Below are 14873 nucleotides of genomic sequence, written 5' to 3' on the forward strand. Positions count from 1 at the left end.
CGAGCGCACGCGAAACGGCTGGTATTACTGGGGCATGCAGGAAGAGATTGCACGCTCCGCGATCGACACGTTCATCTCCGCGTTCAACGCCTCGGACGACAGCTATGTGACTGCCCTGCTCTCTCAGGCCCTGACCTCAGACGTGGTCTTCTGGGGGCCGTTGGGTCGCAGCGAAGGAATCGCGGCGGTCGAGCGGTTCGTGCTGGACATCCGGCGTCACCCGGCGGGTGCCGGCACGATGGTGCGCTGCTCAGCGGTGGACATGCCTGACGAATGGGCCCGGTACCAGTGGGTCTTCACCACGCCGGATGGAGGCCCCCGCCTGGCGGGAACGGACGTCGTCCATCTGCGGCGGAGCCTCATCGACCAGGTCATCGTCTTTGCGGGGGACATCGAACCGTCCGCCTCCTGAGTCATCCTTCTGCCGCTGTCCTTCCCCTGAACTTGCCCCCTTCGGCGCTCGGGGGCTGCGGTTCGCGGTTGGTCAGGCCGCGGTGTCGAGGGGGCGTCCGCCCCAGCAGAGGCCCTTCTCGCTGCGGACGCGGGCGCGTTCCTTGCGGTGGGCGGTGAGTACGTCGGGGTGGCAGGGCGTTGGTATTGCACCAGCGCAGGTAGCGGTGCAGTGCCTGGGTTTGCGCGGGGTGGCTGCGGTGGTGGGAATCGGCCAGGGTGAACTGCCGCAGCGGGCCCTTGTGACGTCGGTTGACGCCCCACCGGCGGTCGTCGCCCCCGGAGCAGCAGCCGTGGAAGTAGGGGACGCCGTGAGTGCGGCGGTAGGTCGCCGGCAGCCGGTTCGGCTTGCCCTGTTTCGCCCAGCAGGGGCCCGCAGTGGGCCGGAATCCCCAGGGGCCCGAACTCGTCGAAGGCGAAGACCCGGTCCGGGAAGCGGTCCACAGCGGGCTCCTGCTCAATCCGGTCGGGCTTGGCGTCGCGATCAGGGCGGGCGACTCCTTCCAGGTCTTGGTGCGCTGGAAGGTGATGCCGCGGCGCCGGAGCAGGCACCGTGAGGCTTCACGGCCGATGCGGCCGTGTGCTTTCCGCAGGTAGGCGGCGAGTTTGCGGATCGACCAGCGGGTGCAGGGTGGCCGAGCTTGTGGGGCGGGTGGTGGCCGTCTGGATGACGAAGTCTTCCTCGTCAGGGCTGAGTAGGCGGGGACGGCCTCCCGCCCAGCGAGGGATCCCAGGCCGTGGCCGTAGCGGCCCGCCGGCGCTGAGGGCGGTGCCCGCCCGTACCGGCGCCGGTACGGCTCAGTCCGCCGACAGCACGAACGACGTCTGCAGCTTCCCGTACCCCGGCACCTTCGCCTCCACCAGGTACGTCTTGCCCAGCCCGGCGGAGCCCGCGGGCGGGGTCGCGCACCGGGGGGCGCTCGGCTTGCGGTCCCAGCGCACGGTGGAGGTGATGCCGCTGCCGGCCGGCACCCGGTAGAGCAGGCTCCCGGCCGTCTTCGGGCAGTCGGCGGACGACCAGTAGGAGCCGCTGCTGTCGGCCTGGCTGACCGTCACCACCGCGCTCTTCGGCCCCAGGTCCACCTTGCAGTCGGTGCCGGAGGAATTCTTCGCGACCAGCTCGAAGGTGGGCGTCTCGCCGGGGGCGTAGGTGTTGCGCACGCTGCGCAGGCTCAGCCTCACCGCCGTGGGCGTGCAGTCGGGAAGCGTGCTCCCGGCCGGCAGCGCCGCGCCCGTGCCGCCGCCCTTGGCGTCGTCGCCCGCACCACCGGCGGACCCCCCGGACGAAGCGCCGGAGCCGCCCGCGCCCGAACCTCCGGAGCCGCCGCTGCCGCCCGCCGAGGACCCGGACCCGGCCGAGTCACCGCCGCCGGACTCGTCGCGTCCGCCGGGATGTTGGCTGATCGCGGGACCGGATTCGGAGGGGCCGGGGCCGATGGTGGACGGGGTGGGATTCTTGCCGCCCGCGGCGCCCCCGGTGTCCTTGTGGCCCCCGCCGCCGCCCGAGGTGGCGATCCAGATGCCCAGCAGGGCCAACACGGCCACCAAGGACAGCAGTACGACCCTCCGTCGCCAGTAGATGGAGGAGGGAAGCGGCCCGACCGGATTGCGCAGAGATCCCACGCCCAAACTGTACGAGAGATCGTGGCCTTCGCCCGCCCCACCCGCCGCGCCGCCCACAACTTTTCCGGATCATCATTCCGGCAACGCCCCTGCCGCCGACCTGCCTTGCCGGGCCGGTGACGACGGAGCGACGGTCGGTGACGAAACGGCCCGCGCCGGGTCACACGCCCGTCCGCCGCCACGTGGCAGGATCGGAAACGTCATGACTGCGCCCACACTGCCCCCACACAGCAGCCCCACAGCCCCGGCCCCCGCCCCCGAGACCACCGCCCGGACCGAGACCGAGACCGGCACGGCCACCGCCACGGCGGCCCCCGACACCACCGCCGCGCACCCGGCCACCGGCACGCTCACCACCCCCGGCACCACCGCGCACCCGACCGACGAGTCCGCCGCAGAGCACCTCCCCGAGTCCGCCGACGAGTCCGCCGACGAACCCCCCACCGAGCGCGCCGCCGAGTCCGCAGACTCCCCCCGGCTCGGCGAGACCCTGCACACCCAGGTCATCACCTGGTTCGACGGCAACGCCCGCGACCTGCCCTGGCGACGCGCCGACGCCGGTGCCTGGGGCGTGATGGTCAGCGAGTTCATGCTGCAGCAGACGCCGGTGAACCGCGTGCTCCCCGTCTACGAGCAGTGGCTGGAGCGCTGGCCGCGCCCCGCCGACCTCGCCAAGGAGGCGCCCGGCGAGGCGGTCCGCGCCTGGGGCCGGCTCGGTTACCCGCGCCGCGCCCTGCGCCTGCACGGCGCCGCGGTCGCCATAACGGAACGGCACGGCGGCGACGTACCCACCGAGCACGCGCAGTTGCTGGCCCTGCCCGGCATCGGCGAGTACACGGCGGCGGCGGTCGCCTCCTTCGCGTACGGGCAGCGGCACGCCGTGCTGGACACCAACGTCCGCCGGGTCCTGGCCCGCGCGGTCACCGGAGTGCAGTACCCGCCGAACGCGACCACCGCGGCCGAACGCCGGCTGGCGCGCGCCCTGCTGCCCGAGGACGAGCGGACCGCCGCCCGCTGGGCCGCCGCCTCCATGGAACTGGGCGCACTGGTGTGCACGGCGAAGAACGAGTCGTGCCCGCGCTGTCCGATCGCCGCGCACTGCGCCTGGCGGCTGGCGGGCAAGCCGGAGCACGAGGGACCGCCGCGCCGCGGCCAGACGTACGCCGGTACGGACCGGCAGGTGCGGGGCAAGCTGCTCGCCGTGCTGCGGGAAGCGCACACGCCGGTGCCGCAGGCGGTGCTCGACCGGGTGTGGCACGAGCCGGTCCAGCGGGCCCGGGCCCTGGACGGGCTCGTCGCGGACGGTCTGGTGGAGCCGCTGCCGAGCGGCCTGTACCGGCTGCCGCTGACCTGACACCCCGTCGCCGACACCCCGTCGCCGACACCCCGTCACTTCACAGCCGCATCACAGCCTCAGGGGGCGTCGCGGGCCTCTGTGTCACAGACCCACACGCCACCCTGAGGCGCAAATCCCCCTAGAACGGGACTGATCGGAGCACCTCTTTACCCCGTTCCGCCGTCCGTTACACAACCGACGCACAGCCGAGCGCTAGCCGCAGGCTGCTTCGGACAACGCCGTGACAACCCCTCCGTACCTTCATTTCCGTGCCCGACAGGCACCGGGCGGCTGCCGACCACAGTCGCTCGCACACAGGCTCGGGGTCCGGCGGAAGACAGGCCGGAAAACGGGGAGCGGAGGCGGTTGATCATGGCGCAGAGCGAGGTGCTCGAGTTCGAGGAGTACGTGCGTACCCGGCAGGACGCGCTGCTGCGCAGTGCACGCCGGCTGGTGCCGGACCCGGTCGACGCCCAGGACCTCCTGCAGACCGCGCTCGTACGGACGTACGGCCGCTGGGACGGCATCGCCGACAAGCGGCTCGCGGACGCCTACCTGCGCCGCGTCATGATCAACACGCGTACCGAGTGGTGGCGGGCCCGGAAGCTGGAGGAGGTCCCGACCGAGCAGCTCCCGGACGCCTCGGTCGACGACTCCACCGAACAGCACGCCGACCGTGCGCTGCTCATGGACATCATGAAAGTTCTCGCTCCGAAGCAACGCAGTGTCGTCGTGCTGCGACACTGGGAGCAGATGTCCACGGAGGAGACCGCCGCGGCACTCGGCATGTCCGCGGGAACGGTCAAGAGCACGCTGCACCGGGCGCTCGCCCGGCTCCGCGAGGAGCTGGAGGCCCGCGATCTGGACGCACGCGCGCTGGAGCGTGAGGAGCGGGAGCGTTGCGCGGCCTGAGCGCCGGCCCTGAGCCCAGTGGGGCTCGAGGGACCTTCCAGGCGGTGAGCACGGCGGTGGCCGTGCTCGCCGCCCTCGCCCTTTTGGTGTCCGCCTGCGGTACGGGCGGCACCGGCGCTCGCGACGAGGGGCCCGCCGACGCCAGCTCGGTGGCGGGGACCCCGGCCGCGCCCACCCCCAGCCCCAGCGACACCCCCCGCCCGGTGGACGCGGTCCGGCTGGTCAAGGACGACCCGAAGGTCTCCCCCTCGGTCAAGCGCGGACTCAAGCCGTGCGTCGCCGACGAGTACCCTGTGGACGTGTCGTACGGCAAGCTGACCGGCAGTTCCGCGGACGACATCGTCATCAACGTGCTGACCTGCGGTGACGCCGTGGGCCTCGGCGCCTATGTGTACCGGGAGCAGGGCGGCGACCACTACGAGAACGTGTTCGCGGCCGAGGAGCCCCCGGTGTACGCCGAGATCGACCGCGGTGACCTCGTGGTGACCAAGCAGGTGTACGAGCGGGGCGATCCGGTCTCGAACCCGTCCGGCGAGGACGTCATCACCTACCGCTGGTCGGGCAGCCGCTTCACCAAGGCGTTCAGTACGCGCAACGAGTACAGCAAGGCCGTCGGAGGGGGCGCCGCGGCGTCCAAGGCCGCGGACGAGCCCGAGCCGGTACCGGAACCGCCCGACTGACCACCGGGGGGATCCGGCGGCGTGAACCGATCGGGCCCGCCCGTCCGATCCCCTGGTGAACGCGGCACCGGCCGGGTAGGCGACAGGCGGGCACGGCACCGGCGCGCCCACCACCGGCGGTGCGCGGCGCCGAGGAACGCACCACCGATCAGGCGCGTCCCCCCAGGGGGCGCACCACCTGAAGCACACGAGGACTGAGAGCACCGGGATGGCAGACCAGACCCACGTCCTGTTCGTCGAGGACGACGACGTCATCCGCGAGGCCACCCAGCTCGCGCTGGAGCGGGACGGCTTCGCGGTCACGGCGATGCCCGACGGGCTGTCCGGCCTGGAGGCGTTCCGGGCGCGACGGCCGGACATCGCACTGCTGGACGTCATGGTCCCCGGCCTCGACGGCGTCAGCCTGTGCCGCCGCATCCGCGACGAGTCGACCGTTCCGGTGATCATGCTGTCGGCGCGCGCGGACTCCATCGACGTCGTCCTCGGCCTGGAGGCGGGCGCCGACGACTACGTGACCAAGCCGTTCGACGGCGCCGTCCTCGTCGCCCGGATCCGCGCGGTGCTGCGCCGCTTCGGGCACGCCGGCGGCGACCGGGGCGAGGAGGGCGCGGCCGGCGTGGACGGCGTACTGACCTTCGGCGACCTGGAGGTCGACACCGAGGGCATGGAGGTGCGCCGGGCGGGGCGGCCGGTGGGCCTCACGCCGACCGAGATGCGGCTGCTCCTGGAGTTCTCCTCGGCGCCGGGCACGGTCCTGTCCCGGGACAAGCTCCTGGAGCGGGTCTGGGACTACGGCTGGGGCGGCGACACCCGCGTCGTCGACGTCCACGTACAGCGGCTGCGCGCCAAGATCGGCCAGGACCGCATCGAGACGGTCCGCGGCTTCGGCTACAAGCTGAAGGCCTGAGCGGGCACACATGCGGGGGACCACGCGACGCCTGCTCCCGGGGCGCCTGGAGCACGCGGACATCCGTACGGGCCTGCGGTGGAAGCTCAGCGCGGCCATCGCCCTGGTGGGCTCGCTGATCGCGATCGCGCTGAGCCTGGTCGTGCACAACGCCGCGCGGGTGTCCATGCTGGACAACGCCCGCGACCTCGCCGACTCGCGGCTCGTGTACGCCCAGCCGCTGTACGAGCGGCCCGGTCACCGGCCGACCTCGTCGATCATCAAGATCGACGATCCGCTGCTGCCCCCCGAGCTGCAGCAGAGCATCCGCGAGGGCCGACGGGCGACGTACGTGACCGACCACCGGGGCGGGGTGCCCGACATCTGGGCGGCCATGCCGATCAAGGGCGGCCACGTACTTTCTGTGCACACCCACTTCACCGACCGCAGCGCGAACATCCTCAGGGACCTCGACCAGGCCCTGGTCATCGGCTCCATCGCGGTCGTCCTCGGGGGCAGCGCGCTGGGCGTGCTCATCGGCGGCCAGCTCTCGCGCCGGCTGCGCAAGGCCTCCGCGGCCGCGAACCGGGTCGCCAACGGCGAGCCGGACGTGCGGGTCCGCGACGCCATCGGCGGTGTCGTGCGCGACGAGACCGACGACCTCGCGCGCGCGGTGGACGCGATGGCGGACACGCTGCAGCAGCGGCTGGAGGCCGAGCGGCGGGTCACCGCGGACATCGCGCACGAGCTGCGCACTCCGGTGACCGGGCTGCTGACGGCGGCCGAACTGCTGCCGCCGGGGCGCCCCACGGAACTGGTCCTGGACCGCGCGAAGGCCATGCGCACCCTGGTGGAGGACGTCCTGGAGGTGGCCCGGCTCGACGGCGCCTCCGAGCGGGCCGAACTCCAGGACATCCTGCTCGGCGAGTTCGTCGCCCGGCGGGTGGCGGCCAAGGACCCGGACGTCGAGGTACGGGTCGTGCACGAGTCGATGGTCACCACCGACCCGCGGCGGCTGGAGCGGGTGCTGTTCAACCTGATCACCAACGCGGCCCGGCACGGCAGGCCGCCGATCCAGGTGACCGTCGAGGGCCGGGTCATCCGGGTGCGGGACCACGGCCCCGGCTTCCCCGAGGCGCTGCTCGCCGAGGGCCCGAGCCGCTTCCGCACCGGCAGCGCGGACCGGGCCGGGCGCGGCCACGGCCTCGGCCTGACCATCGCCGCCGGGCAGGCCCGCGTCCTGGGCGCCCGGCTGACGTTCCGCAACGTCCGGCCCGCGGGCGCTCCCGAGCACGTCCCGGCCGAGGGCGCGGTCGCCGTCCTGTGGCTCCCGGAGCACGCGCCGACCAGCACGGGCAGCTACCCGACCCTGCCGGCCTGAGGGACCGCCCTCCCTCGGCGCGGCGGAGGCACGACGGAGGCCCCCGGCGAGAGCCGGGGGCCTCCGTGCGGTGCGGGGGGGCGCGCGGGCGCTTCCGGGGAAGCCCGGGAGCGCCGCTCTACGCCTGCGCCTCCGCCGCCTTCGCGTCGGCCGCCTTCGCGTCGGTCACCTGCGCGTCGGCCGCCTTCGCCGTGGCCGGACCTGCGCCCTTCAGCGGGACTTCCTTCACGAACACCGCGGCGACCAGGGCGACGACGCCCACCACGGAACCGAGCAGGAAGGCCGAGTGGGTTCCGGAGGACACCGCGTGCTGGTAGGCCTCGCGGATGGCGTCCGGGAGCTTGGCCAGGCTCGCCGCGTCCAGCTGCGCGGACTTCTCGGTCATCTTGGAGCCCGAGGCGCCGGCCCGCTCGGCCATGACGTCCTGGACCCGGTTGTTGAAGAGCGCGCCCATGATCGCGACGCCGAAGGACGAGCCGAGCGTACGGAAGAGGGTGGCGGACGAGGAGGCCACGCCGATGTCCTTCATCTGGACGCTGTTCTGCGCGACCAGCATGGTGATCTGCATCAGGCAGCCCATGCCCGCGCCGAGGACGGCCATGTACAGACCCGAGGTGAGCCGGCTGGTCTCCGTGTCCATCATGGACAGCAGGTACAGCCCTGCCACCATGAGGACGCTGCCGACCACCGGGAAGATCTTGTAGCGGCCGCTGTTGGTGGTGACCCGGCCCGCGATCATCGACACGACGAGCATCGCGCCGAGCATGGGCAGCAGCAGGAGGCCGGAGTTGGTCGCGGAGGCTCCCTGCACCGACTGCTGGTAGAGCGGCAGGAAGAGCACCGCGCCGAACATCACGAAGCCGGTGATGAAGCCGATGACCGACATCAGGGTGAAGTTGCGGCTGCGGAAGATGTGCAGCGGCACGATCGGCTCGGCGGCCTTGGTCTGCCAGAACACGAACCCGACGAGCGCGGCCACGCCGATCGCGGTCAGTTCCATGATCCGCGCGGACGTCCAGGCGTACTCCGTGCCGCCCCAGGTGGTGACGAGCACGATGGAGCTGATGCCGAGGGTGAGCAGCGCGGCGCCCAGGTAGTCGACGCGCGCCTGCGAGCGCTTCTTCGGCAGGTGCAGCACGGCGCTGATCGCGACGAGCGCCACCGCGCCGAGCGGCAGGTTGATGTAGAAGGCCCAGCGCCAGCCCCAGTTGTCGGTGATGGTGCCGCCGACCAGCGGGCCGCCGATCATCGCCAGCGCCATGACACCGGCCATCATGCCCTGGTACTTGCCACGCTCACGGGGCGGGATCAGGTCGCCGATGATGGCCATCACGCCGACCATCAGACCGCCGGCGCCCAGGCCCTGGAGGGCGCGGAAGCCGATCAGCTGACCCATGTCCTGCGCCATGCCGCTCAGCGCGGAACCGGCCAGGAAGATCACGATGGAGGTCATGAAGGCGCCCTTGCGCCCGTACATGTCGCCGAGCTTGCCCCACAGCGGGGTGGCCGCCGCGGTGGCCAGCGTGTAGGCGGTCACCACCCAGGACAGGTGCTGGAGCCCGCCCAGCTCGCCGACGATCGTCGGCATCGCGGTGCCCACGATCATGTTGTCGAGCATCGCGAGCATCATGGCGATCATGAGCGCGAGCAGCACGACCCGTACGCTCCTGGGCTGTTCGCCCGCTTTCTCGGCCTCTGCCGTGGCTATCGCTGTGTCCGCCATCGTTCCCCAGCTCCCCCAGGTGTGCCTGTCCCACTTACTTGCCGCCCGGCAAGTCATTACACTCGGGAAGGTAGAGCTTTACTAGCCGGTCGTCAAGTAAGTTTCCACTGGCCTGTCGGCAGGTAGGTTTCCGGGACAGCGCAAGGAGTACGAGGATGGGCGTCACGATGGACGGCACCAAGCAGCAGCGCCGCGGCAACACCCGCCAGCGCATCCAGGACGTGGCCCTCGAACTCTTCGCCGAGCAGGGCTACGAGAAGACGTCCCTGCGCGAGATCGCCGAGCGCCTGGACGTCACGAAAGCCGCGCTCTACTACCACTTCAGGACCAAGGAAGAGATCATCGTCAGCCTCTTCGAGGACCTGACGCAGCCGATCCAGGACCTGATCGAGTGGGGCCGGGGCCAGCCGCACACGCTGGAGACCAAGCAGGAGATCGTCCGCCGCTACAGCGACGCGCTGGCCGGCGCCTCCCCGCTGTTCCGCTTCATGCAGGAGAACCAGGCGACGGTACGGGAACTGCGCATCGGCGACACCTTCAAGGACCGGATGCGCGGCCTGCGGGACATCATCATCGACCCGGACGCGAGCCTGACCGACCAGGTGCGCTGCATCAGCGCCCTGTTCACGCTGCACGCCGGCATGTTCGTCATGCAGGACCTCGAAGGCGACCCCGAGGAGCGGCGCAAGGCCGTGCTCGAGGTCTCCATCGACATGGTGACCCAGGCTCACCGGGGCGCCCGCGGGGCCTGAGCGCACAGCACCGTGCCGCCCCGCTGCGGACACAGCGGGGCGGCACGGTGCTGAATCGTTCAGCCTGGCGTCACCAGGGGTGCGCTCAGGCCTTCACGCCTCGGCTCCGGCCTTCGGCCCGGCCTCAGACCTTCACGCCGTGGGCGCGCAGGAAGACGACCGGGTTGACGGCGGAGCCGTAGTTCGGGGTCGTGCGCACCTCGAAGTGCAGGTGCGGGCCGGTGGTGTTGCCGGTGTTGCCGGACTTGGCTATGTGCTGCCCGGTGGCGAGGACCTGACCGACCTTCACGTCGATGCGGGAGAGGTGGGCGTACTGGGAGTAGAGCCCGTTGGCGTGCTTGATGACGATGGCGTTGCCGTAGGCGGGGCCGTCGCCACCGCCATTGGGACCGGCCTTGACGACCGTACCGCCGTGCGCGGCGACGACGTCGGTGCCGATCGGCACGGCGAAGTCCTGGCCGCTGTGCTTGTGCATCCAGTGGCTGCCGCCCTGGTTGAAGCTGGCGGTGAGGGTGTAGTTCTTCACCGGGTCGACCCAGGCCGCCGCCGACTTGGCGACGGTGGCGGTCGGGGCCGCCATCTCGGCGGCCGACGCGGCGCCCGCCCCCAGCGCGGCCGTGACTCCCAGGCCTGCGGCCAGGACGGCGGCACGGGTACGGAGCTTGGTCGCACGGGAAGAACGGACGGTGGCGCGCTGGAACATCGAAACCTCTGTGGGTGGGGGACATGAGGACCTCCCGGACGCAGGTGCTTCGCCGGGCGGGCCACACCTTGGTAACCCGGCCGGTCATCACGCCTCAAACACCCCCTCTACGACACAAACTAGTAAGAGAGGACAGTGATTCAGATCTCTTGACACCTCGCCCATCTAGGACAAAACACCTGTAAAACCCCCATGGCAGCCCATTCAGCCGGGCGAAATGTCCGCTTTATTGAATCCTGTCCCCCACTAAGCGCCCTAGTACGGCCGGAAACGCTTGTGCCCCATGTCACCGGCAGACCCCCCTGACCCTCGCTTCCCTGTGACCGGGCTCATATGGCGTCCGTCTCAGCAGAGTTACCGGCAAGTAATCAATCGGTTCCCCTCCCGCCGCCCTGGCGCAGGAGCATGCTCGCACCCCATCCGCAGCGTTACGGACGGGAGAGGAACCCCCTCGATGACCACAGGCACCTGGACGCGCCGCACCGGTATGACCGCCCTCGCCACGGTCGCCGCCACCGCACTGGCCGTCCCCGCGGGCGCCCACGCCGCGACCGGCTCCCCGGCCCCCGCCGCCCCGGCCGCTTCCGGCGCCGCGTCCGGGAAGGTCGGCCACGCCACCTGGCAGGAGGACTGCCGACGCGTGATGGACCAGGCGCTGCCCTACCTGAAGGAGCGCATCGCGCACGGCGGCCCCGGCGAGAAGCAGGCCATCGTGTTCGACGTCGACAACACCACCCTGGAGACCGGCTTCGGCTTCAGCTGGCCCCAGCCGGCCGACGAGCCCGTGCTGGAGGCCGCCCGCTACGCGCAGGAGCACGGCGTCGCGCTGTTCTTCGTCACCGCCCGCCCCGGGATCATCAAGGCGCCGACCGAGTACAACCTGGAGCACGACGGCTACCGCGTCGACGGCCTCTCCGTCCGCGGTCTGCTCGACCTGTTCACGAACATCGCCGACTACAAGACCGCACAGCGCGCAGGCATCGAGGCCAAGGGCTACACGATCATCGCGAACATCGGCAACAGCGCCACCGACCTCTCCGGCGGCCACGCCGAGAAGACGTTCAAACTGCCGGACTACGACGGCCAGTTGTCCTGACGCGCCGGTCAGGACACACGCCCGGCTGCCCGCCGAGGTGGCCCTGCTCGCCGCTTCCCGGGTCCTGCCGCGGGGCGGCGCCGGGTCGGGGAGGACGGCTCCGGTGCAGTGGCCGGCGGTCACCGCCGCCCGGCACGGCGGCCGCGTCCCCCGCGCGCTGCCCCCGCGCACCCTGATCGCACCGGACCGCTCCCCTCCCCCGCCGGCTTCCTCAAGGCGGTGAGCGGCCCGCTCACCCCGCCGGAGGGCTGGGCCGTACGCGTCCTGACGGCTGGGCCGCGCCCTGGTCCCGGTCGAGGGTCCGGACGAGTCCCCGCCGCCGACCGCCCCTACAGCCGAAAACTGGCGACCCGTGGCCGAGCTGCCCGCACCGACCACGCCGCACCTCACTCAGCGCGAGTCTCGTGACGAGATCTGGTCCGAGAACGTCGAGGCCGTGCCCACCTGCCGGGCACCGCAGTCAAGACCGTGCCCCGCCTGCCGGGTACCGCCCAGGTGCGCGTCCTCTCCCTGCGGGGCACCGAGAACCCGTCCGTCCTGGCCTCGCGCCTGCCCGGACCGCGCGGGTCACCCCGCAGACCCGTCCCGGCAGCCGCTTCCCGGCCGGCCGGTACGCGGCCGGCCGGTACGCGGAGGTCTTCCCCGGGATCACGGTGACGCTGGTCGAGCGCTGGAAAAGGGGCTGCCCCGGGACCTCTCGGTCCCGGGGCAGCCCCTTTCGGTGCGTCGCCTCCCGGAGGGCTACGCGTCCTTGCTCAGGTTCGGTCCGGCTCCGCCGGCCGCCTGCTCGATCGGCGGGACGTCGGGCAGCGCCGACTTCTCCTCACCCCGGAAGGTGAAGGTCTTCTCGTCGCCCTCGCCCTCGGTGTCCACGACCACGATGTGACCGGGGCGCAGCTCGCCGAAGAGGATCTTCTCCGAGAGCGAGTCCTCGATCTCGCGCTGGATCGTCCGGCGCAGCGGCCGGGCGCCCAGAACGGGGTCGTAGCCCTTCTTGGACAGCAGCTCCTTGGCGGACTGGGACAGCTCGATGCCCATGTCCCGGTCCTTCAGGCGCTCGTCCACCTTGCCGATCATCAGGTCGACGATCTGCAGGATGTCGGCCTGCGTGAGCTGCGGGAAGACGACCACGTCGTCGACGCGGTTGAGGAACTCGGGCCGGAAGTGCTGCTTCAGCTCGTCCGAGACCTTGTTCTTCATGCGCTCGTAGTTGGTCTTCGTGTCGCCCGAGGCCGCGAAGCCCAGGTTGAAGCCCTTGGAGATGTCCCGGGTGCCGAGGTTGGTCGTCATGATGATGACCGTGTTCTTGAAGTCCACGACCCGGCCCTGGGAGTCGGTCAGGCGACCGTCCTCCAGGATCTGCAGCAGCGAGTTGAAGATGTCCGGGTGCGCCTTCTCGACCTCGTCGAACAGGACGACCGAGAACGGCTTGCGGCGGACCTTCTCCGTCAGCTGGCCGCCCTCCTCGTAGCCCACGTAGCCGGGGGGCGAACCGAAGAGGCGCGAGACCGTGTGCTTCTCGCTGAACTCCGACATGTCGAGGGAGATCAGCGCGTCCTCGTCACCGAAGAGGAACTCGGCGAGTGCCTTGGACAGCTCGGTCTTACCGACACCGGACGGACCGGCGAAGATGAACGAGCCGCCCGGACGCTTCGGGTCCTTGAGTCCGGCACGCGTACGGCGGATCGCCTTGGACAGCGCCTTGACGGCGTCGACCTGGCCGATGACCCGCTTGTGCAGCTCGTCCTCCATGCGGAGCAGACGGCTGGACTCCTCCTCGGTCAGCTTGAAGACCGGGATGCCGGTGGCCGTGGCGAGGACCTCGGCGATCAGCTCGCCGTCGACCTCCGCGACGACGTCCATGTCGCCGGCCTTCCACTCCTTCTCCCGCTTGGCCTTGGCGGCCAGGAGCTGCTTCTCCTTGTCGCGCAGGGAGGCGGCCTTCTCGAAGTCCTGCGAGTCGATCGCGGACTCCTTGTCCCGGCGGACGGCGGCGATCTTCTCGTCGAACTCGCGCAGGTCCGGCGGCGCGGTCATCCGGCGGATGCGCATCCGCGAGCCGGCCTCGTCGATCAGGTCGATCGCCTTGTCCGGCAGGAAGCGGTCCGAGATGTAGCGGTCGGCCAGGGTGGCGGCCTGGACCAGGGCCTCGTCGGTGATCGAGACGCGGTGGTGCGCCTCGTACCGGTCGCGCAGGCCCTTGAGGATCTCGATGGTGTGCGGCAGGGACGGCTCGGCGACCTGGATGGGCTGGAAGCGGCGCTCCAGGGCCGCGTCCTTCTCCAGGTGCTTGCGGTACTCGTCCAGGGTGGTGGCACCGATGGTCTGCAGCTCACCGCGGGCCAGCATCGGCTTCAGGATGGAGGCCGCGTCGATGGCGCCCTCGGCGGCACCCGCACCGACCAGCGTGTGCAGCTCGTCGATGAACAGGATGATGTCGCCGCGGGTGCGGATCTCCTTGAGCACCTTCTTCAGGCGCTCCTCGAAGTCACCGCGGTAGCGGGAGCCGGCGACCAGGGCACCGAGGTCCAGGGTGTAGAGGTGCTTGTCCTTGAGGGTCTCGGGCACCTCGCCCTTGACGATGGCCTGGGCGAGGCCCTCGACGACGGCGGTCTTGCCGACGCCGGGCTCACCGATCAGCACCGGGTTGTTCTTGGTACGGCGGGACAGCACCTGCATGACCCGCTCGATCTCCTTCTCGCGCCCGATGACCGGGTCGAGCTTGGACTCACGGGCGGCCTGGGTGAGGTTCCGGCCGAACTGGTCGAGGACCAGGGACGTCGAGGGGGTGCCCTCGGCAGGGCCGCCGGCGGTGGCGGTCTCCTTGCCCTGGTAACCGGAGAGCAGCTGGATCACCTGCTGCCGCACCCGGTTGAGGTCTGCGCCCAGCTTGACCAGGACCTGGGCGGCGACGCCCTCGCCCTCACGGATCAGGCCGAGCAGGATGTGCTCCGTGCCGATGTAGTTGTGGCCCAGCTGAAGGGCCTCGCGGAGCGACAGCTCCAGGACCTTCTTGGCACGGGGGGTGAAGGGAATGTGGCCGGAGGGCGCCTGCTGGCCCTGGCCGATGATCTCCTCCACCTGCTGGCGGACCGCCTCGAGCGAAATCCCGAGGCTCTCAAGGGCCTTGGCGGCGACACCCTCACCCTCGTGGATCAGGCCCAGGAGGATGTGCTCGGTGCCGATGTAGTTGTGGTTGAGCATCCGGGCTTCTTCCTGAGCCAGGACGACAACCCGCCGCGCGCGGTCGGTGAACCTCTCGAACATCGTTAATCGCTCCTCAGAGCGGTCAGGCAGTGGGGGGAACTTCCCCTCCCTGTCCTTCCGCAGC

12 protein-coding genes and 2 pseudogenes are annotated in these 14873 nt (G+C 71.0%); 9 read left to right on the forward strand and 5 right to left on the reverse strand.

Annotated features, from left to right (window positions below; all coding sequences use genetic code 11):
• The first annotated feature begins 34 nt into the window (after positions 1 to 34).
• Positions 35 to 412, forward strand: a complete 378-nt coding sequence (locus AB0G56_RS20115) for a nuclear transport factor 2 family protein (RefSeq protein ID WP_360970932.1) — start codon at positions 35 to 37, stop codon at positions 410 to 412.
• A gap of 72 nt (positions 413 to 484) precedes the next feature.
• On the opposite strand, the pseudogene AB0G56_RS20120 reads toward AB0G56_RS20115, so the two are convergent.
• Together AB0G56_RS20120 and AB0G56_RS20125 are read right to left on the reverse strand one after the other, a co-directional pair.
• A pseudogene (locus AB0G56_RS20120) lies at positions 485 to 1176 on the reverse strand (IS630 family transposase); the annotation flags it as partial.
• 72 nt (positions 1177 to 1248) lie between these two features.
• A complete protein-coding gene (locus tag AB0G56_RS20125) occupies positions 1249 to 2073 on the reverse strand; it encodes a hypothetical protein (RefSeq protein ID WP_360970934.1) in 825 nt (274 codons plus the stop codon).
• Positions 2074 to 2275: 202 nt separating this feature from the next.
• On the opposite strand from AB0G56_RS20125, the gene AB0G56_RS20130 reads away from it, so the two are divergent.
• The 5 genes from AB0G56_RS20130 to cseC all read left to right on the forward strand — a co-directional run bounded on the left by AB0G56_RS20130 (position 2276) and on the right by cseC (position 7268).
• Positions 2276 to 3427: an A/G-specific adenine glycosylase gene (locus AB0G56_RS20130; protein ID WP_360970936.1), complete on the forward strand. Its 1152-nt coding sequence runs from the start codon at positions 2276 to 2278 to the stop codon at positions 3425 to 3427.
• 354 nt (positions 3428 to 3781) lie between these two features.
• Entirely contained in the window at positions 3782 to 4321 is a 540-nt protein-coding gene (locus AB0G56_RS20135) for a SigE family RNA polymerase sigma factor (RefSeq protein WP_360970938.1), read from the forward strand.
• Positions 4309 to 5001 carry a hypothetical protein gene (locus tag AB0G56_RS20140; protein ID WP_360970940.1) on the forward strand — a complete coding sequence of 231 codons (693 nt, stop codon included), beginning with the start codon at positions 4309 to 4311 and terminating at the stop codon, positions 4999 to 5001. The genes AB0G56_RS20135 and AB0G56_RS20140 overlap by 13 nt, the downstream gene beginning before the upstream one ends.
• Positions 5002 to 5209: 208 nt before the next feature.
• Entirely contained in the window at positions 5210 to 5908 is a 699-nt protein-coding gene (gene cseB, locus AB0G56_RS20145; RefSeq protein WP_360970942.1) for a two-component system response regulator CseB, read from the forward strand.
• Between the two features lie 10 nt (positions 5909 to 5918).
• Positions 5919 to 7268 (forward strand): two-component system sensor histidine kinase CseC, encoded by a 1350-nt coding sequence (cseC, locus tag AB0G56_RS20150; RefSeq protein WP_360970944.1) that lies wholly within the window; start codon positions 5919 to 5921, stop codon positions 7266 to 7268.
• A 118-nt stretch (positions 7269 to 7386) separates the two neighbouring features.
• Here the strand turns inward: cseC and AB0G56_RS20155 are convergent, their stop codons facing one another.
• Positions 7387 to 8991: an MDR family MFS transporter gene (locus AB0G56_RS20155; RefSeq protein WP_360970946.1), complete on the reverse strand. Its 1605-nt coding sequence runs from the start codon at positions 8989 to 8991 to the stop codon at positions 7387 to 7389.
• A gap of 155 nt (positions 8992 to 9146) precedes the next feature.
• On the opposite strand from AB0G56_RS20155, the gene AB0G56_RS20160 reads away from it, so the two are divergent.
• Positions 9147 to 9743: a helix-turn-helix domain-containing protein gene (locus AB0G56_RS20160; RefSeq protein ID WP_360970947.1), complete on the forward strand. Its 597-nt coding sequence runs from the start codon at positions 9147 to 9149 to the stop codon at positions 9741 to 9743.
• Positions 9744 to 9867: 124 nt separating this feature from the next.
• Here AB0G56_RS20160 and AB0G56_RS20165 read toward each other — a convergent pair whose 3' ends face one another.
• On the reverse strand, positions 9868 to 10446 hold the full coding sequence (locus AB0G56_RS20165) for a M23 family metallopeptidase (RefSeq protein ID WP_360970949.1): 579 nt from the start codon (positions 10444 to 10446) through the stop codon (positions 9868 to 9870).
• 454 nt (positions 10447 to 10900) lie between these two features.
• On the opposite strand from AB0G56_RS20165, the gene AB0G56_RS20170 reads away from it, so the two are divergent.
• Positions 10901 to 11542 (forward strand): HAD family acid phosphatase, encoded by a 642-nt coding sequence (locus AB0G56_RS20170; RefSeq protein WP_360970951.1) that lies wholly within the window; start codon positions 10901 to 10903, stop codon positions 11540 to 11542.
• A gap of 19 nt (positions 11543 to 11561) precedes the next feature.
• Positions 11562 to 11818, forward strand: a pseudogene (locus AB0G56_RS20175) (hypothetical protein); the annotation flags it as partial.
• Positions 11819 to 12283: 465 nt separating this feature from the next.
• On the opposite strand, the gene AB0G56_RS20180 reads toward AB0G56_RS20175, so the two are convergent.
• Complete coding sequence (locus tag AB0G56_RS20180; protein WP_360970952.1) at positions 12284 to 14809, reverse strand: ATP-dependent Clp protease ATP-binding subunit; 2526 nt, start codon at positions 14807 to 14809, stop codon at positions 12284 to 12286.
• Between the last annotated feature and the right edge of the window lie 64 nt (positions 14810 to 14873).

Source organism: Streptomyces sp. NPDC021356 (assembly GCF_040641015.1).
Taxonomy (GTDB): Bacteria; Actinomycetota; Actinomycetes; order Streptomycetales; family Streptomycetaceae; genus Streptomyces.